This window comes from Micromonospora sp. CPCC 206060 (assembly GCF_036906895.1).
Lineage (GTDB): Bacteria > Actinomycetota > Actinomycetes > Mycobacteriales > Micromonosporaceae > Micromonospora.
In genome coordinates this window covers 28,957-48,305 of record NZ_JBAKHU010000036.1, presented here as the reverse complement: position 1 = coordinate 48,305, position 19,349 = coordinate 28,957, and the positions used below count along the sequence as shown (strand labels likewise).

Sequence of the window (19,349 nt, the reverse complement as noted above, 5' to 3'; positions counted from 1 at the left end):
TCCTCGCGCTCACCTAGAGGACCTCCTCGGTGCCGGCCCGGCGCAGGTAGACGAAGACCACCGCGAGTACCGCCGCCATCAGCAGGAAGGACAGCGCCGCGCCCTGCGGGTAGTCCAGGCGGACCAGGAACGCCGAGTCGATGACGTTGCCGATCATGTACTCGTTGGGGGTGCCGAGCAGTTCGGCGTTGATGTAGTCGCCGCTGGCCGGGATGAAGAAGAGCAGCGTGCCGGCGATCAGGCCGGGCATGGACAGCGGCAGGGTGATCCGGCGGAACGCGCTGACCGGGCTGGCGTAGAGGTCGCTGGCGGCCTCCAGCAGCCGGTAGTCCAGCCGTTCCAGGCTGGCGTAGAGCGGCAGCACCAGGAACGGCAGGAAGTTGTAGGTCAGGCCGAGCACCACCGCGACCGGGGTGGCGAGCAGCCGGCCGTCGGCGTCGAGCAGGTGCACGTCCCGCAGCAGCCCGACCAGCCAGCCGTTGTCCGACAGGATGGTCTTCCAGGCCAGGGTGCGCACCAGGAAACTGGTGAACATCGGCGCGATCACGCAGACCAGCAGCAGGTTCTTCCACCGGCCGGCCTTCTGCGCGATGGCGTACGCCAGCGGGTAGCCCATCAGCACCGCGAGCACGGTGGCGATGCCGGCGTAGAGGAACGAGCGGGAGAACTGCGGCCAGTACGCCTGCAACGCGGCCGGGTAGTTGTCCACCGCCCAGGTCATCGCGTACCCGGTGGCGAGCGAGCCGGCCGGGTCGTAGAGGCTCGTCGCGGCGAGCTGCACCAACGGCAGTCCGAAGAAGACCAGCAGCCAGGCCGCGCCGGGCAGCAGGAGCAGGTACGGCAGCAGCGGGTACCGGCCCCGCCGGGGCGGGGCGGGCGGTGCCGGGTTCGCCGGTACCCGGGCGAGCAGGGTCACGTCGGTGCTCCGACCGCAGCGGGCTCGTCGACCAGTCCGGTGGTGCGGTCCGACTCGCCGGGTTCGCGGGGCAGCAGGAAGGCGTGCTCCGCCCGCCAGTGCGCGACGACCTGGGTGCCCACCGGCAGCGGGGTCGAGCCGCCGCTGTTGGCCGCGAAGACGGTCAGTTCGGTGCCCCAGTCGGTACGGATCAGGTACTGGGTGCTGACCCCGGTGTAGGAGGCGTCGGTGACGATCCCGGTGAGGTGCTGGCTGCCGGCGGGTACCGCCTCGACCGAGGCGACCAGGTGCAGTTTCTCGGGGCGTACCCCGAGGTGGACCGGACCCCGGACGGCCCGGGCCCGGTCGGCGGGCACGGTGAACCGGGCGCCGTGCACCTGGACCGGGACGTCACCGGCGCTGGTACCGGCGGCGTCGCCGGCCAGCAGGTTGGACTGGCCGAGGAAGTTGGCCACGAAGGCGGTGGCCGGAAAGTCGTACAGCTCGGCCGGGGCACCGAGCTGCTCGATCCGGCCCGCGTTCATCACCGCCACGGTGTCGGCCATCGTCATGGCCTCCTCCTGGTCGTGCGTGACGTGCACGAAGGTGATGCCGACCTCGGTCTGGATGCGCTTGAGTTCGATCTGCATCTGCCGGCGCAGTTTCAGGTCGAGCGCGCCGAGCGGTTCGTCGAGCAGCAGCACCTGCGGGTGGTTGATCAGGGCCCGGGCCAGCGCGACCCGCTGCTGCTGACCGCCGGAGAGCTGGGCCGGTCGGCGCGGGCCGTACCCGTCGAGCTGCACCAGGGCGAGCATCTGCTCGACCTGGCCGGCGACGTTGCGCAGGCCCCGCCGCCGCAGCCCGAACGCGACGTTCTCGGCGATGTCCAGGTGCGGGAAGAGGGCGTAGCTCTGGAAGACCGTGTTGACCGGCCGCCGGTACGGGCGCAGCCGGGTGATGTCCCGCTCCCCGAGGAACACCTGCCCGCTGGTCGGCTCCTCCAGCCCGGCGATCATGCGCAGAGTGGTGGTCTTGCCGCAGCCGGACGCACCGAGCAGGGCGAAGAACGTCCCCTGCGGCACGGTCAGGCTCAGTTCGTCGACCGCGGTGAAGATGCCGAACCGTTTGGTGACGTCGACCAGTCGCAGGTCGCCGACGGGCTCCTTCTGCGCCATCCGGGTCACGCTCCGATTATCTGCTGGAACTTCGACTCGTACGACCGCTCCTGCTCCTCGGTGAGCGCCATGAACACCTTGGACTTCGACAGCATCGCCTCGTCGGGGAAGATCAGCGGGTTGCCGGCCAGCTCGGGGTCGATCTTCTCCATCTCCGCCTTGGCACCCTGCACCGGGCAGATGTAGTTGACGTACGCGGCGAGCTGCGCGGCCACCTTCGGGTCGAAGTAGTAGTTCATCAGCGCCTCGGCGTGGGCCTTGTGGGTGGCCTTGTTCGGCACCAGCATGTTGTCGGAGTAGAGCATCACGCCGGATTCGGGAGTGACGAACTGGATCTTGTCGTCCTCGGCGGAGAGCTGGATGACGTCACCGGACCAGGCGACGCAGGCGGCGATGTCGCCCTTGGCGAGTTCCGGGGCGTAGTCGTTGCCGGTGAACCGGCGGATCTGGCCCGAGTCGACGGCCCGCTTCAGCTTGGCCAGGGCGTCGTCGAACTGGGCCGCGGTGAAGTTCGACGGGTCGTGCCCGTTCGACTGGAGCAGCAGGCCCATCGTGTCGCGCATCTCACTGAGCGCGGTCACCTTGCCCTTGAGGTCGGGGCGGGTGAGCAGTTCGTCGACGGTACGGATCTCCTTGGTGGCCTTGCCGTTGTAGGCGAGGCCGGCGAGGCCGGACTGCCACGGGATGGCGATCCGGTTCTCCGGGTCGAACGACCGGTTGCGCAGCGACGGCAGCAGGTTGGCCTGCACGTTTGGGATCTTGGCCGGGTCGAGCTTCTGCGCCCAGCCGAGGCGGACCATGCGGGCGGCCATCCAGTCGGTGAGCACCATGATGTCCCGGCCGGTCGCCTGGCAGCCGGCGAGCTGGTTCTGCACCTTGCCGAAGAACTCGTTGTTGTCGTTGATGTCCTCGGTGTAGGTGACCTTGATGCCGGTGCTGCTCTGGAAGGCGTCCAGGGTCGGCCGCTTCGATTCGTCGTTCTCGTCGACGTCCATGTACTGCGGCCAGTTGGAGAAGTTGAGCACCTTCTCCGTGCCGGACAGGTCGTCGCTCACGCAACCGGCCTCGGTCTGCTGCGCGCCCTTGGTGCCGCAACCGGCGAGCACGCCGCCGCCGGCCAGCAGGGCGGCCGAGCTGAGCGCGCCGGAGAGGAGGCCGCGCCGGGAGAGGGGGTGCGACGGCCGGAGGGGAGTACGCATGTGACGGCTCCTCGGGGTCAGCGCCAACGACCGGTGGCGGCGGCGTCGGTGGCGCGGTTGGGGGGCGACGTCGGCGGCACGGATCGACTGAGCCCTGCCTCCGACGGGAGGTCATCGCGATTAGACGACCGATCCTGACATGGCCTGCCCGGCCTTACAAGGGATTCCGTTGCGGAGATAGCCCTGCGCGACGAAATGCGCCAGACTGCCCCCGGGCGCGCATCGGCCCTGGTGGTGACCGGGTCGGCGACGGCGGGCCTTACCCTCAGCATCGACGAACCGGACATGGGGAGCGGACGATGACCAACCGGCAGCAGGAGACCGTCACCAACGGGCGGCGCGTCACCGTCCGCGAAGGTGCCAACCACGCCTTGCTCGACGATGTGGCGAAGCAGATCATCGAGCAGCTCCAGCAGGACGGACGGCGGCCGTACGCCAGCATCGGCAAGGCGGTCGGTCTCTCCGAGGCGGCGGTCCGGCAGCGGGTACAGCGACTGCTCGACGCCGGGGTGATGCAGATCGTCGCGGTGACCGATCCGTTGCAGCTCGGCTTCCCCCGGCAGGCGATGATCGGCCTACGCACCGACGGCGACCTGGAGGCGGTCGCCGACCGCCTGGCGGAACTACCCGAGGTCGACTACGTGGTGATCACGGCCGGCTCGTTCGACCTGCTCACCGAGGTGGTCTGCCGCAACGACGACCACCTGCTGGAGATCCTGCAACGGCTGCGCGGCGTGCCGGGGGTGCTCTCCACGGAGGCGTTCGTCTATCTCAAACTGCGCAAGCAGACGTACACCTGGGGCACCGCGTAACGACCGGTGCCGGCCCGGGCGGCCCCGGACCGGCGTCCGGCAGGACGTCAGAGGGTGAGGACCCGGGTCGGGACGGTCCGCCAGTACACCAGCGGGCCCTGACCGAGCGAGCCGCTGACGTTGTCACCCCAGCACCAGACGGTCGAGTCGGAGCGCACGGCGCAGGTGTGGCCCTGACCAGCACCCAGATCCGCCCAGGTCTGGTCACCGACGACCGGAACCGGGCTGTAGCGGATAGCGGTGGTGCCGTCACCAACCGAACCGGCGAGGTTCGAACCCCAGCACCAGACGGAGGCGTCGGTACGCCGGGCGCAGGTGTGCGCGTAGCCCGGGTCGACGGTCGCCCAGGAACCACCACCGGCCACCGCGGTCGGGCTCCACCGTGCCTCGTAGGTCCCGTCACCCAGCGCCCCGTTGTTGTGGCCCCAGCACCAGAGCGTGCTGTCGGTGCGGACGGCGCAGGTGTGCGCATAGGCCGCCGCCACCTTCGTCCAGCCGAGACCCGCGCCGATCTGCACCGGGGTCAGGCGTTGCTCACCGGTGCCGTCACCGGTCCTCCCCCCGGTACCCCAGCACCAGAGGGTGCCGTCGGTACGCCGCGCACAGGTGTGGCCGCCACCCCCCGTCACCTCGGCCCACGAGGCACCTGCACCGATCTGCACCGGCGTCGGGTGATTGGTCAGCGTGCCGTCCCCGAGCTGCCCGTACCGGTTGTCACCCCAGCACCACAACGACGCATCGCTGCGGATCGCACACGTGTGCATGCTGCCGACCCCCACACCCGTCCACGAGCCGGTTCCCACCCGTACCGGGAACGACCGGCCGGTCTGGGTACCGTCGCCCAGCTGACCCGCCCAGTTGTAGCCCCAGCACCACAGGCTGCCGTCGGTACGGATCCCGCAGGTGTGCCCGCCCTCGCCGGCATGCACACTGCGCCACCGCACACCAGGTTCCACCTGCACCGGGACATACTGCGCATCAATGACCGTATCCCCGATCCCCAACTGTCCATACTGGTTGTCACCCCAGCACCACAGGCTGCCGTCGACCCGGATCACGCAGTTGTAGTGCGATCCGGCGACCAACTGCCGGTACCCGGCGGCCACGCCGGCCCCGCCGCCGGCCACCTCGCCGGCCACCGGTGCGGCCACCGGTGCGGCCAGCCCCACGCCGCCGCCGGCCACCGCTGCGGCCAGCCCCAACCCACCGCCAGCCACCGGTGCGGCCAGCCCGACGCCGCCGCCCACGACCATCACCAGGGTCGCCGCCAGCAACCACCTCAAGCGACGACCCAGCCACCGGCCGCTCCTCGCTGCCATACCTCCCCCTCACCCTTCAATTGAAAGTAGTCAATTATCGACAGACGTCGACACCTTGAGCAACGAAACGATCACCCAGGGCGCCGGACGGGTCGCGACCGGCATCGACCGGCCATCGTCGGGCGCCACGCCACCGGACAGGGGTTGCGGATTCCGTCGCCCAGCTCACAGGTAGCCACCGATTTCGCGGCCATGATTGCCTTTTGGTGCGGTTAACCCTTGCGCGTCTCGGATCAGATGTGCGATAACCGTGGGCAGAGCGGCCGGTGCACACCCCTCGTTGACCGGCCCGTGACCGATGGGGCTGACATGGCCAACGCCACCGACCACCTCTGGATGCACTTCACCCGGATGGCCAGCTACGCCGCCGGCGAGGTGCCGACCATCGTCCGCGGTGAGGGTGCCTACGTGTGGGACGCCCAGGGCCGCCGCTACCTCGACGGGCTGGCCGGACTCTTCGTGGTCAACGCCGGCCACGGCCGCACCGAGCTGGCCGAGGCAGCCGCCAAGCAGGCCGGCGAACTGGCCTACTTCCCGCTCTGGTCGTACGCCCACCCCACCGCCGTGGAGTTGGCCGAGCGGATCGCCACGCTGACCCCCGGCGACCTGAACCGGGTCTTCTTCACCACCGGTGGTTCGGAGGCGGTGGAGGCGGCCTGGAAACTGGCCCGCGCCTACTTCAAGCGGGTCGGCAAGCCGTTGAAGCACAAGGTGGTCAGCCGGTACATCGCGTACCACGGCACCTCGATGGGCGCGCTGTCGATCACCGGCCTGCCCGGCATCAAGACCGACTTCGAACCGCTCGTTCCCGGCGCGATCAAGGTGCCGAACACCAATTTCTACCGGGCCCCCGAGCACGGTGACTCCCCAGAGGCGTTCGGCCGGTGGGCGGCCGACGAGATCGGTCGGGCCATCGAGCGGGAGGGCCCGGACACGGTCGCCGCGGTCTTCCTGGAGCCGGTACAGAACTCCGGCGGTTGCTTCCCGCCCCCGCCGGGCTACTTCGAGCGGGTCCGCGAGATCTGCGACGCGTACGACGTGCTGCTCGTCTCCGACGAGGTGATCTGCTCCTGGGGCCGGCTCGGCGAGTACTTCGGCGCCCAGCGCTACGGGTACCAGCCGGACATCATCACCACCGCCAAGGGCATCACCTCCGGGTACGCCCCGCTCGGCGCGATGATCGCCAGTGACCGGTTGATGGAGCCGTTCCTCACCGAGACCGGCATGTTCGCCCACGGGGTGACCTTCGGCGGGCACCCGGTCTCCTGCGCGGTGGCCCTGGCGAACCTGGAGGTCTTCGCCCGGGAGGACCTGATCGGGCACGTCCGCGCCAACGAGGACACCTTCCGATCGACCCTGGAGAAGCTGCACGACCTGCCGATCGTCGGCGATGTCCGGGGCGACGGCTACTTCTACGGCATCGAGTTGGTCAAGGACAAGACGACCCGGGAGACCTTCAACGAGGCGGAGTCGGAGCGGCTGCTGCGCGGTTTCCTGTCCACCGCGTTGTTCCAGGCCGGTCTCTACTGCCGGGCCGACGACCGGGGCGACCCGGTGGTGCAGCTCGCCCCGCCGCTGATCGCCGAGCAGCAGCAGTTCGACGAGATGGAGCAGATCCTGCGCGCCGTACTGACCGAGGCATGGCAGCGGCTCTGAACGGCCCGGCCCCGGACGGTGCCACCGACGACGGGCCGGGAACACCGGTCCCCGGCGGCACCGGGGCGTCGGCCGTCGCCGGGGACCGGTCGCCGGGCCGGTACCGGCGGCTCTCCCACTGGCTGTCCACAGTCGACGACGATCTGACACCCCGGCCGGCGTTGCCCGGTGACCGGCTCGCCGACGTGGTGATCGTCGGTGCCGGTTACACCGGGCTCTGGACCGCCTACTACCTCGCCGTGGCCGAGCCGTCGCTGCGGATCGTCGTACTGGAGAAGGAGATCGCCGGGTTCGGCGCCTCCGGTCGCAACGGCGGCTGGTGCTCGGCACTGCTGCCGACCTCGGTGCCGGCCCTGGCCCGGCGGCACGGTCGGGACGCGGCGGTCGCCATGCAGCGCGCCATGCACACCACCGTCGCCGAGGTGGGCCGGGTGGTCGCCGCCGAGGGCATCGACTGCGACTGGGCCGCCGGTGGGACGGTGGTGCTGGCCCGCAGCGCCGCCCAGCTACACCGGGCCCGGGCGGCGGTCGCCGAGGCCCGGATGTACGGCTTCGGCCCGGAGGACCTCACCCTGCTGGGCGCCGCCGAGGCGGCCCGGCACTGTGCGGCCACCGGGGTGCTCGGCGGTACGTACACCCCGCACTGTGCGGCGGTGCACCCGGCCAAACTCGTCCGGGGGCTCGCCGCAGCGGTGGCGCGGCGCGGCGTCACGATCCACGAGCAGACCCCGGTGAGCACCATCCGTGCCGGCGCCGCGGTGACCCGCACCGGCACCGTCCGGGCCCCGGTGGTGGTCCGGGCCACCGAGGGGTACACGCCGACGCTGCCCGGCCAGCACCGGGCGCTGGTACCGGTCTACTCGCTGATGCTGGCGACCGAGCCGCTGCCCGAGGCGACCTGGGACCGGATCGGCCTGGCCGAGCGGCAGACGTTCAGCGACCACCGCCACGTGATCATCTACGGTCAACGGACCCGGGACGGACGGCTCGCCTTCGGCGGTCGGGGCGCCCCCTACCACTTCGGCTCCCGGGTGCACCCGTCGTACGACCGGGAGCCCCGGGTCTTCGCCGCGCTGTCCCGCGCCCTGACCGACCTGTTCCCGGTGCTCGGTCCTGAGTTGCCGGTCAGCCACACCTGGGGCGGACCGCTGGGCGTACCCCGGGACTGGTCCGCCTCGGTGGGCCTGGACCGGAGCACCGGCCTGGCCTGGGCGGGCGGCTACGTGGGGGACGGTGTCGACACGTCCACCTCGCCGGTCGCACCCTCGCCGACCTGATCCTGGGTACCCCGGGCGAACTGACCGCGCTGCCCTGGGTCGGCCACCGCTCGCCCCGTTGGGAGCCGGAACCGTTGCGTTGGCTCGGGGTGAACGCCGGGCTGCGGGTGATGACCTCGGCGGACGCGGTGGAGCAGCGTACCGGCCGACCCGCGCGACGCGCGGCGTTCCTCGGTCGCCTACTCGGCCACTGACCCGCACCTCAGCCCGGCCCGCGCGCAACTGCGCGCTGCCGCCCGCGCCACCCCGGGTGGGACGGGTCAGCCCGGGTGGGCAGGGTCAGTGGTTGGGCGGGATGACCCGGAGATGACCACGGCGCCCGGTCTGCTGGCCGGACGACAGGTGCGACTCGTCGTCCGACGGGGGCCGGGGCGCCGGGCGGGCCGCCTCCCGGACCGCCTCGGCGAGCGCCACCAGGTCGTCGGTGGTGGGCGGCGGCGGCTCGAACTCCCCCTCGTGCCGGACGACGTCCCAGCCGCGTGGTGCGGTCAGGCTACGGGCGTGCGGCTCGCAGAGGTCGTAGGTGTGTGGCTCGGCGAAGGCCGCCAACGGGCCGACCACCGCGGTCGACTCGTTATAGACATAGGTCAGCGTGGCGACCGCTTGCCGGGGGCAGCCGTTTCGGGAGCAGCGCCGCGTTGACCTCACGGGCGCAGGGTATCTCCATTACCGGCTCCGCCGCACCGCTTGGCGGTGCGACACGCCCGTAGCCGTGATCACAATTCGGCCGACCCGATCGCCGTGGATCGGCGTACCGAAGGGCGGGCCGACCCGGAGCCTGCCGTCCGGCGTGGCCCGACCGGGGAAAAGCGCAGGCCGAGCGGGTGGGGATACCCTGGGCCTCTTGACATCCTCCCCCGACTAGAGGCGGGGGATGCCCTGGGTCGCCCCAGGGGTTTCCTGCTTCGTCACCGACTGCCCCGTCCGGGAGGAGTCCCGTTGAGGTCTTACACCGGCTCCACAGGCCGTCACCGCCAGCCCGGCGGCCAGAATGTTGCGTGCCGCGTTGACGTCCCGGTCGTGGACGGCACCGCACCGGCACGTCCACGTCCGCACGCTCAACGGCATGCTCTCTGCTATGGCTCCGCAGGTCGCGCACATCTTGGAGGACGGGTACCAGCGGTCGATCACGACCAGGTTCCGGCCGTACCAGGCGCACTTGTACGTCAGCAGATCGCGGAACTGTCGCCAGGCCGCATCGGAGATGGCCCTGGCGAGGCAGTGGTTTCTGACCATGTTGCGGACGGTCAGGTCCTCGATCACGAGCGTTTGGGTCTCACGCACGAGTCGAGTGGTCAGCTTGTGCAGCAGGTCCCGCCGCCGGTCGGCGATGCGGGCATGGATCCGGGCGACGGTCACCCGGGCCTTGGCCCGGTTCGCCGAACCCTTCTCCTTACGAGCCAGCTCCCGCTGGGCGCGGGCGAGGCGGGCGCGATCGGCGCGAACGTGGCGGGGGTTGGTGATCTTCTCCCCGGTGGACAGGGTGAGCAGCGAGTCCAGGCCGGCGTCGATACCGACCGCGGTCCTGCTGGCTGGTGCGGGGGTGATGGTGTCGGCGCAGAGCAGGGACACGAACCAGCGCCCGGCGCTGTCGCGGGACACGGTCACCGTGGACGGGGTCACCCCGTCGGGAAGCGGCCTGGACCAGACGATGTCCAACGGCTCGGCCATCTTCGCCAGCACGAGTTGGCCGCTGCGGTAGCGGAACGCGCTGGAGGTGAACTCCGCCGACGCCCGCGACCGTTTCCTGCTCTTGAAACGCGGGTAGCGGGCACGCTTGTCCCAGAACGCGACGAACGCGGTCTGGAGGTGTCGCAGTGTCTGCTGCAACGGCACCGACGACACCTCGTTGAGGAACGCCAGTTCCTCGGTCTTCTTCCATGCGGTCAGCAGCGCGCTGGTGGCGTGGTAGGTGATCCGTTCCTGCCGCTGCTGCCACGCCTCGATACGAGCGTGCAGGGCCAGGTTGTAGACCTTGCGGACACACCCGAACGTCCGGTTCAGCAGGCCGGCCTGCTCCGGGATCGGGTAGAAGCGGTATTTGTAGGCCCGCTTCACCGCCCTGGTCACCGTGCACAGGCTAGCGAGCCGACCGGTGACGCCTGCGGTGACACGCGGGCAGACGCCGATCCGCCCAGACGGCGGATCGGTCATCCCTGCTCTGCTCCGCAGGAGTTCCGTTTCCTCCCCGGCCTGAAGGCCGGAGTATCCACGGAAGGAATCCGTTGATGACAAGTCCGGAACACCGCCGACCGGCACCGGGGCGCCGTGGGCATCGGGACCGGCACGGCCGCGGTCTGCGCGGTCGGCTGGTTCCGGCCACCGTGCCGCTGGCCCGCACCAAGGCGGAGGTCTTCGACGACCTGGTGCTGGACACGGTGGAGACCCTGGAGCGACGGTTCGCCAAGGAACTGGCCGGGGTCGAGTTCGCCGTGGAGGACGTGCCGCCGGACCTCAACGTCTACGACTCCGATGTACTGGAGGACGGCGAGGTGCCGCTCGCCCGGCTGCTGCCGGGGCGCCCGGGCCGGCAGGAGGTGCCGCCCCGAATCGTGCTGTACCGCCGCCCCCTGGAGTTCCGGGCCATGGACCGCGAGGATCTGGCCGACCTCGTCCACGACGTGATCATCGAGCAGGTGGCCAATCTGCTCGGGGTCGATCCCGACGAACTGGCCTGACATTCCGGCAGACCGGCTCCCGGTATTCCGGCGCGCTCGCCCGTCATGTGGCTACGGCCGGTGGGCGGACCGGAACCGTCAGGAGACGGGAACGCCGTCGACCGACCGGAAACACCGTCGGTAGAGCCGGAAACGGGACCGGGCGGCCCCCACCGCCCTACCCGTGCCCCCGTACGCCACCCGCCCTGTCGGATCACCCCAGCCCGGTCAGGTCTCCTTGATCGGCCCGGTCAGTTCTCGGTGGCCGCCCCGTCAAGGTATCCGAGGTCCCGTCAGGCGACGACCCGCCGCTTCAGCTTGCGCCGCTCCCGCTCCGAGAGCCCACCCCAGATTCCGAACCGTTCGTCGTGACCGAGCGCGTACTCCAGACACTCGGCCTTGACCTCGCAGCGCGAGCAGATCCGCTTCGCCTCGCGGGTCGAGCCGCCCTTCTCGGGGAAGAACGCCTCGGGGTCGGTCTGCGAGCAGAGCGCCCGCTCCTGCCACTCCGGGGCGTTTCCGAGCAGGTCGGCCACCTCAAGTCGGCCGTCCATCAGATGCCTCCTTATCGCGCAGCGGCGTCCGCGCCGCTGCAACCCCCCACGCGGAAGGCGCGTTTTGTCCGTCCGGTGACAATTTGATGTGCTCCGGGCGAACGACCCCATTGAAATTACACGCGTGTAATGCGTGCGTCGTCAAGCCGAACCTGGTAAACGGAGTCACCCTTCCGACGCGCCCGGACGGCCCTTCTGAACCACCCGGCCCCGCAACCTGCCCTATCGATTCAGACCCCACCTGGGTAACGCCCGACCGGCGAGTCGCCTCGGAATTCGGCGTGGCGCGGGTTATGGAAAGACCCCGCACCCGGCACCGGACCTCGCACCATCAAGATCAGAAACCCCGGCCCGGACAGGTTAACCCGATCCCCCGTACCTCGCCCAACGAGCAGACGAACGTCCCTGGCCGGCCACCCGGTTGGACCGCACCGCCACCAACCGGCGACCACGGTCGGGCGGTACGACAGCGGACCCGACTCCGTCGGGTACCCGACAGTGCCGGATCGGCGCGGGTGCCATCAGGCGGGACGGGCCGACCGTCCGCTGTGGAAGCTCCGGGAGAAGGGTCAGCCGACCCGGCGGTAGGCGGTGGTCCGCTGCCGGGCCGGCCGCCCGGCCGCCACCGCGATCCGGCGCAACTGCTCCTCGGTACGCGCCGAACCGTTCGCCGAACCGGCCATCCGCGAGATGGTCTCCTCCATCAGCGTGCCGCCCAGATCGTTGCAGCCACCCTGGAGCATCACCACGGTCCCCTCGTCACCCAGCTTGACCCAGGAGCACTGGATGTTGGCGATCCGGCCGTGCAGCAGCAGCCGGGCCATCGCGTGCACCACCCGGTTCTCCCGCCAGGTCGGACCGGGTCGGGCGATGCCGGCGAGATAGATCGGCGCATTCGTGTGGACGAACGGCAGTGCCACGAACTCGGTGAACCCGCCCGTGGCGTCCTGCACCCCGGCGAGCACCCGGAAATGCGCCAACCACTGTCCCGGATGGTCGACATGGCCGTACATCATCGTCGAGCTGGACCGGATGCCCAGGTCGTGTGCCGTGCTGACCACCTCGACCCAGGCGGCGGTGGGCAGTTTGCCCTTGGTCAGCACCCAGCGCACCTCGTCGTCGAGGATCTCGGCGGCGGTACCGGGAATGGTGTCCAGACCGGCGTCCCGCAACTCGGTCAGCCATTCCCGGACCCCGACACCCGCCTTCGCCGCCGCCGTGACGATCTCCATCGGGGAGAACGCGTGCACGTGCAGCTCCGGCACCCGTCGTTTGATCGCCCGGACCAGCTCCGGATAGACCGACACCGGCAACTTCGGATCGATGCCGCCCTGCATGCAGACCTCGGTCGCACCGGTCCGCCAGGCCTCCTCGGCCCGGTCGGCGACCTGCTCCACCGAGAGCCGGTACGCGTCCGCGTCCCGTTCCCGCTGCGCGAAGGCACAGAACCGGCAGCCGACGTAGCAGACGTTGGAGAAGTTGATGTTGCGGTTGACGACGTACGTCACGTCGTCGCCGACCGTGTCCCGGCGGACGTCGTCGGCCAGCCGGCAGAGTTCCTCCAGCTCGGCGCCGTCCGCGGCGAAGAGCGCCAGCGCCGCCGCCTGGTGCCGGGGATCGAGCAACGCGGCCGGGTCGTCGGCCGCCAGCCGTAACCCGGCACGCAGCTCGGGATCGGCGGAGCCACCCCCGCCGGCCGGGGCGCTGAACCGGGCAGCGGCCGGGCGGTCGATCCGATCGGCCACTGTCGCCCAGTCGCCGTACACGCTGTCGAAGTCGCCCCGCCGGTCGGCGCTACGCCCGTCGGTGTCGATGGTGACGTGCAGGTCCGTCCGGCCACCCGGTACGAACCCGTCCTCCGGTTCCTGCCAGCGCCGGCCCACCGGCCGGGCCGACTCGACCGCCAGCCCGGTGCCCGGGTCGGCGAGCGCCGCGACGTGCCCGGCCAGGCGCGGATCGAGCCACGGCTCACCCCGCTGCACGTACGTCGGGTAGATGGTCAACCGCTCGCGCAGGGTGAAACCGGCTGCGGCGGTACGCCGGGCCAGCTCGTCGAGGTGCGGCCAGGGACGCTCCGGGTTGACATGGTCGGGGGTGACCGGGGAGACCCCGCCCCAGTCGTCGATCCCGGCCCGCAGCAGGAGGTCGAACTCCCCCTCGATGAGGTTCGGCGGCGCCTGGATCCGCACCCCCGGGCCGAGCAGTACCCGGGCCACCGCCACCGTCGCAGCAAGATCGTGCAGCTCGGCGTCGGGCATGCCGCGCATGGCGGTGTCCGGCTTGGCCCGGAAGTTCTGCACGATGACTTCCTGGAGGTGGCCGTACTCCCGGTGCGCCCGACGGATCGCGAAGATCGAATCGACCCGCTCGGCGTACGTCTCACCGATGCCGATCAGGATGCCGGTCGTGAAGGGCACCCCCACCCGGCCGGCGTCGTCGAGTACCCGTAACCGGACCGCCGGCTCCTTGTCCGGGGAACCGTGGTGCGGACCGCCCGGCTCCGACCACAACCGGGTGGCCGTGGTCTCCAGCATCATCCCCATGCTCGGGGCGACCGGCTTGAGCCGTTGCAGCTCCGACCAGCTGAGCACCCCCGGGTTGAGGTGCGGCAGCAGACCGGTCTCCTCCAGCACCGCGACGGCGCAGGCCCGTAGATAGTCCACGGTGGACCCGTAGCCCCGCTCGTCGAGCCAGTTGCGGGCCGCCGGCCAACGCTCCTCCGGCCGGTCACCGAGGGTGAACAGCGCCTCCTTGCAGCCCTGGGCGGCACCGGTGCGGGCAATCGCCAACACCTCGTCGGTGTCGAGGAAGGCGGCCGGCAGCCGGTGCGGCACCGTGGCGAAGGTGCAGTAGTGGCACCGGTCCCGGCAGAGCCGGGTCAACGGGATGAAGACCTTCTTGGAGAAGGTCACCACGCCGGGGCGGCCGGCGTCCCGCAGCCCGTGGTCCCGGATCGCCCCGGCGACCTTGCACAGCTCGTCGAGATCGGCGCCCCGGGCACCGAGCAGCGCCGCGGCCTCGCCGGTGTCCAGGGCCCGACCGTCCGCGGCTCGGCGCAGTGCGCGCCGTACCGCTGCGGCTGTCGGCCCGGATTCGCTGCTCTCGACCATTCCAGCAGTGTAAGGACCGGGACGGAGCGGCCAGCGGGGCTCCACGTGCCGGGGCCGGGCAACCGGTCATCCGCCGCTTCGACGCCGAATGCTCGCAGGGTGTTAAGAAGGGCCCCTTCCTATACCGAAAACGTTAAGAAGGGGCCCTTCCTTACCCCCCAGCTAGTCCTTCGGGGGGTTGATGACCTGGGTACGGTCGCCGCCGTCCTCGGCGGGCCGGGGCACCACCTGGGTACGGTCGCCGCCGTCCTCGGCGGGCCGGGGCACCACCTGGGTACGGTCGCCGCCGTCCTCGGCGGGCCGGGGCACCACCTGGGTACGGTCGCCGCCGTCCTCGGCGGGCCGGGGCACCACCTGGGTACGGTCGCCGCCGTCCTCGGCGGGGCGGGGCACCACCTGGGTCGGCTCGGCCGGCGCCGAACCGGTGCCGGGGGGCGGCCCGAACGGTGGCGCCGGGGTGAACGAGCCGGCCGGGGGCGCGGACTGCGGCGCCGCGCCGGGTGCGGGCGGGGCCGACTGCGGAGCGGGTACGCCGTACGGGGACTGACCCGGGGCGGGCTGGCCGTACGGGGGCTGGCCGTAGCCGGCCGGCGGCGGGTACCCGGGTTGGCCGCCCGGGTAGCCGGGCTGCTGCTGCTGCGGGTAGCCCGGCGGGGGGTAGCCCTGCGGGTAACCCTGCTGGGGGTAGCCGGGCTGCGGGTGGCCGTACACACCGGGCTGGGGCTTCGGCTTGGGCACGTAGTAGAGCGTCCGCCAGATCCGGTAGACCACGAACGCCGCGACCGCGAAGAGCGCCAGGTAGGCGACCCGGGTCAGCATGCTGAGCAGGGCGTCGCCCACCGCTGCCTCGGCGAGCCGGCCGACGGTGGCGACCAGGAAGGTGATGACACCGAAGAATGCGCCGACCGCGTACTCGACGAGCGCGACCAGGGTGATCTGCTTCGCCCGGGGACTGGGCGGCGACACGTGCGTGACGAGCAGCACCGCCAGCAGCGGCAGCACGATCGCCTCGATGCCGACGAAGGAGTAGAACTGGGCACTGGCCCGGCCGGTCCAGCTGCTGTAGTCCGACAGCGGCACGAGCAGCCGGAGCAGGCCGACGAAGAGCAGCAGGGCGTTCGCCCCGACGAGCACCAGGGCCGTGAGGTCACGCAGTGGTCTGGTGATCTCGCTGGCCTGCGGCGTTTCCGGTGGTGTGGGCTCGGGCTGGCTGGTCAAAGAACTCCCCCTGGGGCGAAGGCGGACAGTTGCGACGTGAGCCTAGTCTCCCGGGCCACGAACGCATCCGTCGTGCCGTATACGCGAGGATGGTCGGATGCGCATCGTGGTACTGGCCGGCGGTATCGGCGGCGCCCGGTTCCTGCTCGGCGTCCGGGCGTACGCCCGCGAGGTCGGCGCGGACGTCACCGCCGTGGTGAACGTCGGCGACGATCTGCTCCTGCACGGCCTACGGGTCTGCCCCGACCTGGACAGCGTGATGTACACCCTCGGCGGGGGCGCCGACCCGGAACGCGGCTGGGGCCGGGCCGGGGAGACCTGGACGGTCAAGGAGGAGCTGGCCGCGTACGGCGCCGAGCCCACCTGGTTCGGGCTCGGTGACCGGGACGTCGCCACGCATCTGGTACGCAGCACGATGCTCAACGCCGGCTATCCGCTCTCCGCGGTGACCGAGGCCCTGGCCACCCGCTGGCAGCCCGGCGTGCACCTGCTCCCGGCGACCGACGACCGGCTGGAGACCCACGCGGTGGTCGAGGTCGACGGCGCCCAACGGGCGATCCACTTCCAGGAGTGGTGGATACGCCACCGGGCCGGGCTGCCCACCCACCGGTTCGTCTTCGTCGGCGCCGACGCGGCGAAACCGGCACCCGGGGTGCTCGACGCGCTCGGCTCGGCAGACCTGGTACTGATCGCCCCGAGCAACCCGGTGGTGAGCGTGGCGCCGATCCTGGCGGTGCCGGGGCTGCGGGAGGCGGTGACCGGTACGCCGGCCCCGGTGGTCGGGGTCTCACCGGTGATCGGTGGCGCCCCGGTGCGCGGCATGGCGGACCGCTGCCTCGCGGTGGTGGGCGTGGAGTGCAGCGCGGCCGGCGTGGGCGGGCTGTACGGCGGGCGGTCCGCCGGTGGCCTGCTCGACGGCTGGCTGGTCGACACCACCGACGCCGGGGCCGTGGTCGCGGACGTGACGGTACGGGCGGTACCGCTGTGGATGACGGACCCCGACGCCACCGTGGCGATGGTCCGGGCCGCCGTCGAGGTGGCCGGGTCGACCGGGCGACGGTCGTGACGGGGAGGATGGCATGAGGTTGGAGATCCTGCCGGTGTCCGGCATCGGTGACGTGTCCCCCGGTGACGATCTGGCCGGGCTGATCGGCACGGCCGCACCGTGGCTGCGCGACGGCGACGTGCTGGTGGTCACCAGCAAGATCGTCTCGAAGGCGGAGGGACAGCTCGTCGAGATCCCGGTGGACGGGCCGGAGCGGCTGGCCGCCCGGGAGGAGGTCCTGGCCGCCGAGACCGCGCGACCGGTGGCGGCCCGGGGCGCGACCCGGATCGTGCAGACCCACCACGGCTTCGTGATGGCCGCCGCCGGGATCGACGCGTCGAACGTGAACCGGTCCCGGCTGGTGCTGCTCCCCAAGGACCCGGATGCCTCCGCCCGCTCGCTGCGGGCCGCCCTCGGCGAACGGTACGGAGTGGACGTGGCGGTGATCGTCTCGGACACCATGGGCCGCCCGTGGCGCAACGGGCTGACCGACGTGGCACTCGGGGTCGCCGGGATGGCGCCGATCCGGGATCACCGGGGCGAGGTCGACCCGTACGGCAACGAACTGCACATCACCCAGATGGCGGTGGTGGACGAGCTGGCCGGGGCCGGTGAGCTGGTCAAGGGCAAGTGCGACCAGGTTCCGGTGGCGGTGGTCCGTGGTTACCTCACCGTGCCGGACGAGGAGGACGGGCCGGGCGCGGTCGCCCTGGTGCGGGATCCCGCCCAGGACCTCTTCGCGCTCGGGACAGCCGAGGCGCGGTCCGCCGGCCTGCTGGCCGCCGCGACGCTGGGCGACACGATCGGCCCGGACCCCGCCGATCCGGCCGCAGTCGGCCGGGCGATCGCCGCGGTGCGCGACGCCGTCCGGCCGGACACCGAATTCACCCTGGTCACCGGCGATCGGGTACCCGCCGAACTGGCCGAATCGATCCCCGACTGGCCCACCGGGGCGACCGGTGGGGTGCTCTGCCGGTCCACCGCACCGGCCGGCGACCCGTTCGCCGGGATCCGCCTCGGCACCGACGTGCACCGGCTCAGGGCGGCGCTGGCCGCGCAGGGCGTACCGTCGGTGCTGCTGCCACCGCCGCCCGGCACGGCGGCGGACGCGGTCGTCGCGGTCTGACCCTCCGCCGGCAGCGGCACCGGCGCTGGCGCTGGCCGCCGAGGGTGGTCAACGGTTGAGCATCGCCCGGCCCAGCGGCGTCAGGGTGTGCAGCACGGTGTTCCGTTCCCGTTGGCTGACCAGCAGTCCGGCGTTGCGCAGCACGGTGGTGTGCTGGCTGGCGGCGGCCGGCGAGATCCGCAGCCGGCGGGCCAGCTCGCCGGTGGTGCAGCCGGCGTCGGTGACCTCCAGCACCGCCGCTCTGGTCCGGCCGAGCAGGGCGGCGAGCGCCCGCCGGTCGGGCGTGGCGCGACCGTCGGCGGTGCCCGGGCCGGTCAGCCCACCCAACCGGTCCACCGGATAGACCAGGACCGGGGGCAGCGCCTCGTCGAACAGCGCGACCGGGGTACGGCCGCAGAAGAACGACGGCACCAGCAGCAGTCCCCGGCCGCCCAGGTGCAGTTCCCGCTGCCTCGGGTAGTCGCGCACCTCCAGTACCCCGGACTCCCAGCGCAGCTGTGGCCGCAGGCTGGCGAGCAGCCCTTCGGCACCACCGTCGAGCAGGGCCCGGGCCCGCCGGTTGCGGTCGGCCTCGACGGCGGCCCGGATGTGCGACCGGTACGGGCCGATGGCGATCGACTCGTACCGGCGCATCGAGTCGACGAGCTGGTCCAACGTCTCCCCGTCACCCCGGGCCAGGGCACCCGCCCACGACGGCAGAGCGGTCTCGCCGGCCAGCACGGTGAGGTCACGGTGCAGAGCGGAGACCGGGGTGGCGCGGACCGCCTCCAGTCCGGCGTCGAGGCCGTGCAGTCCCTCGATGGGGGTGAGAAAGTCCGGGAAGTAGCCCCGGGGCCGGTTCAGCGCGAAGAGCAGCCGGAGCTGGTCGAGGCCGACCTCGCGGCGGAGCCGTTGCGAGACGGTACGCTGCCAGCCGGCCATCAGGGGGTAGCGGCCCCGGCCCTGGAGCAGGTGCAGGCTGAGGGCCAGCTCCCAGAGCGGATCCGGGGCGGGGGCCACCCGGGTCCGGGCGATGTCGTCGCCGGAGAAGAGGATTTTCAGCATGGAGCGCTCCCGTGGCGACCGGCAGCGGGGATACCGGCCACTCGTCTGCACTTTACCCGGCGGCAACAGCTCGATTTTTAAGCCGAGACTGAAATACCTCGACGGCCGACAGGGCCGGCGGGCATTCTCGTCATGCCCGAATCGGGCCGGACGCCTGTACGAAACGGGTCCGGCACGCGGCACCGGGATCAGGGAGGATACCGGCGCCCGGGCGGCCACCACGAGGGTCCGCGGCCAGTGTTCCGCGGGGGTCGCCGCCCGG

At 71.5% G+C, this 19,349-nt stretch carries 16 protein-coding genes; 6 read left to right on the top strand and 10 right to left on the bottom strand.

Features of this window, described 5'->3' with window-relative positions:
* Nucleotides 1-13 precede the first annotated feature (13 nt).
* The 3 genes from V6U90_RS21310 to V6U90_RS21300 are packed head-to-tail and all read right to left on the bottom strand — an operon-like array spanning nucleotide 14 to nucleotide 3,269.
* Nucleotides 14-916 (bottom strand): ABC transporter permease, encoded by a 903-nt coding sequence (locus V6U90_RS21310; protein ID WP_334439413.1) that lies wholly within the window; start codon nucleotides 914-916, stop codon nucleotides 14-16.
* Entirely contained in the window at nucleotides 913-2,070 is a 1,158-nt protein-coding gene (locus V6U90_RS21305; protein WP_334439411.1) for an ABC transporter ATP-binding protein, read from the bottom strand. The genes V6U90_RS21310 and V6U90_RS21305 overlap by 4 nt, the downstream gene beginning before the upstream one ends.
* Nucleotides 2,071-2,075: 5 nt before the next feature.
* The gene (locus tag V6U90_RS21300; protein ID WP_334439408.1) at nucleotides 2,076-3,269 is read right to left on the bottom strand and encodes a polyamine ABC transporter substrate-binding protein; all 1,194 of its coding nucleotides are present in this window, start codon (nucleotides 3,267-3,269) and stop codon (nucleotides 2,076-2,078) included.
* A gap of 299 nt (nucleotides 3,270-3,568) precedes the next feature.
* On the opposite strand from V6U90_RS21300, the gene V6U90_RS21295 reads away from it, so the two are divergent.
* Nucleotides 3,569-4,081, top strand: a complete 513-nt coding sequence (locus V6U90_RS21295; RefSeq protein ID WP_334439406.1) for an Lrp/AsnC family transcriptional regulator — start codon at nucleotides 3,569-3,571, stop codon at nucleotides 4,079-4,081.
* A 47-nt stretch (nucleotides 4,082-4,128) separates the two neighbouring features.
* Here the strand turns inward: V6U90_RS21295 and V6U90_RS21290 are convergent, their stop codons facing one another.
* Nucleotides 4,129-5,364: an RCC1 domain-containing protein gene (locus V6U90_RS21290; RefSeq protein ID WP_334439404.1), complete on the bottom strand. Its 1,236-nt coding sequence runs from the start codon at nucleotides 5,362-5,364 to the stop codon at nucleotides 4,129-4,131.
* A 345-nt stretch (nucleotides 5,365-5,709) separates the two neighbouring features.
* On the opposite strand from V6U90_RS21290, the gene V6U90_RS21285 reads away from it, so the two are divergent.
* Together V6U90_RS21285 and V6U90_RS21280 are read left to right on the top strand one after the other, a co-directional pair.
* Entirely contained in the window at nucleotides 5,710-7,056 is a 1,347-nt protein-coding gene (locus tag V6U90_RS21285) for an aspartate aminotransferase family protein (protein ID WP_334439401.1), read from the top strand.
* Nucleotides 7,041-8,333 carry an NAD(P)/FAD-dependent oxidoreductase gene (locus V6U90_RS21280; protein ID WP_442933636.1) on the top strand — a complete coding sequence of 431 codons (1,293 nt, stop codon included), beginning with the start codon at nucleotides 7,041-7,043 and terminating at the stop codon, nucleotides 8,331-8,333. The genes V6U90_RS21285 and V6U90_RS21280 overlap by 16 nt, the downstream gene beginning before the upstream one ends.
* Nucleotides 8,334-8,612: 279 nt before the next feature.
* Here V6U90_RS21280 and V6U90_RS21275 read toward each other — a convergent pair whose 3' ends face one another.
* Together V6U90_RS21275 and V6U90_RS21270 are read right to left on the bottom strand one after the other, a co-directional pair.
* A complete protein-coding gene (locus V6U90_RS21275) occupies nucleotides 8,613-8,981 on the bottom strand; it encodes a DUF3499 domain-containing protein (RefSeq protein ID WP_334439399.1) in 369 nt (122 codons plus the stop codon).
* Nucleotides 8,982-9,194: 213 nt separating this feature from the next.
* On the bottom strand, nucleotides 9,195-10,403 hold the full coding sequence (locus tag V6U90_RS21270) for an RNA-guided endonuclease InsQ/TnpB family protein (protein ID WP_334439396.1): 1,209 nt from the start codon (nucleotides 10,401-10,403) through the stop codon (nucleotides 9,195-9,197).
* Between the two features lie 158 nt (nucleotides 10,404-10,561).
* On the opposite strand from V6U90_RS21270, the gene V6U90_RS21265 reads away from it, so the two are divergent.
* On the top strand, nucleotides 10,562-11,011 hold the full coding sequence (locus V6U90_RS21265) for a metallopeptidase family protein (RefSeq protein WP_208817377.1): 450 nt from the start codon (nucleotides 10,562-10,564) through the stop codon (nucleotides 11,009-11,011).
* Between the two features lie 272 nt (nucleotides 11,012-11,283).
* On the opposite strand, the gene V6U90_RS21260 is transcribed toward V6U90_RS21265, so the two are convergent.
* The 3 genes from V6U90_RS21260 to V6U90_RS21250 all read right to left on the bottom strand — a co-directional run bounded on the left by V6U90_RS21260 (nucleotide 11,284) and on the right by V6U90_RS21250 (nucleotide 15,872).
* Nucleotides 11,284-11,544 carry a WhiB family transcriptional regulator gene (locus V6U90_RS21260; RefSeq protein ID WP_208817378.1) on the bottom strand — a complete coding sequence of 87 codons (261 nt, stop codon included), beginning with the start codon at nucleotides 11,542-11,544 and terminating at the stop codon, nucleotides 11,284-11,286.
* 569 nt (nucleotides 11,545-12,113) lie between these two features.
* Nucleotides 12,114-14,654 carry a bifunctional FO biosynthesis protein CofGH gene (locus V6U90_RS21255; RefSeq protein WP_334439390.1) on the bottom strand — a complete coding sequence of 847 codons (2,541 nt, stop codon included), beginning with the start codon at nucleotides 14,652-14,654 and terminating at the stop codon, nucleotides 12,114-12,116.
* A 162-nt stretch (nucleotides 14,655-14,816) separates the two neighbouring features.
* Nucleotides 14,817-15,872, bottom strand: coding sequence for a hypothetical protein (locus V6U90_RS21250; protein ID WP_334439387.1), 1,056 nt, complete (start codon nucleotides 15,870-15,872; stop codon nucleotides 14,817-14,819).
* A gap of 97 nt (nucleotides 15,873-15,969) precedes the next feature.
* Between V6U90_RS21250 and cofD the strand changes: the two genes are divergently transcribed.
* Together cofD and V6U90_RS21240 are read left to right on the top strand one after the other, a co-directional pair.
* On the top strand, nucleotides 15,970-16,938 hold the full coding sequence (gene cofD / locus V6U90_RS21245; RefSeq protein ID WP_334439385.1) for a 2-phospho-L-lactate transferase: 969 nt from the start codon (nucleotides 15,970-15,972) through the stop codon (nucleotides 16,936-16,938).
* A 13-nt stretch (nucleotides 16,939-16,951) separates the two neighbouring features.
* Nucleotides 16,952-18,043: a coenzyme F420-0:L-glutamate ligase gene (locus V6U90_RS21240; protein ID WP_334439382.1), complete on the top strand. Its 1,092-nt coding sequence runs from the start codon at nucleotides 16,952-16,954 to the stop codon at nucleotides 18,041-18,043.
* A 48-nt stretch (nucleotides 18,044-18,091) separates the two neighbouring features.
* Here V6U90_RS21240 and V6U90_RS21235 read toward each other — a convergent pair whose 3' ends face one another.
* A complete protein-coding gene (locus tag V6U90_RS21235) occupies nucleotides 18,092-19,087 on the bottom strand; it encodes an ArsR/SmtB family transcription factor (protein ID WP_334439379.1) in 996 nt (331 codons plus the stop codon).
* Between the last annotated feature and the right edge of the window lie 262 nt (nucleotides 19,088-19,349).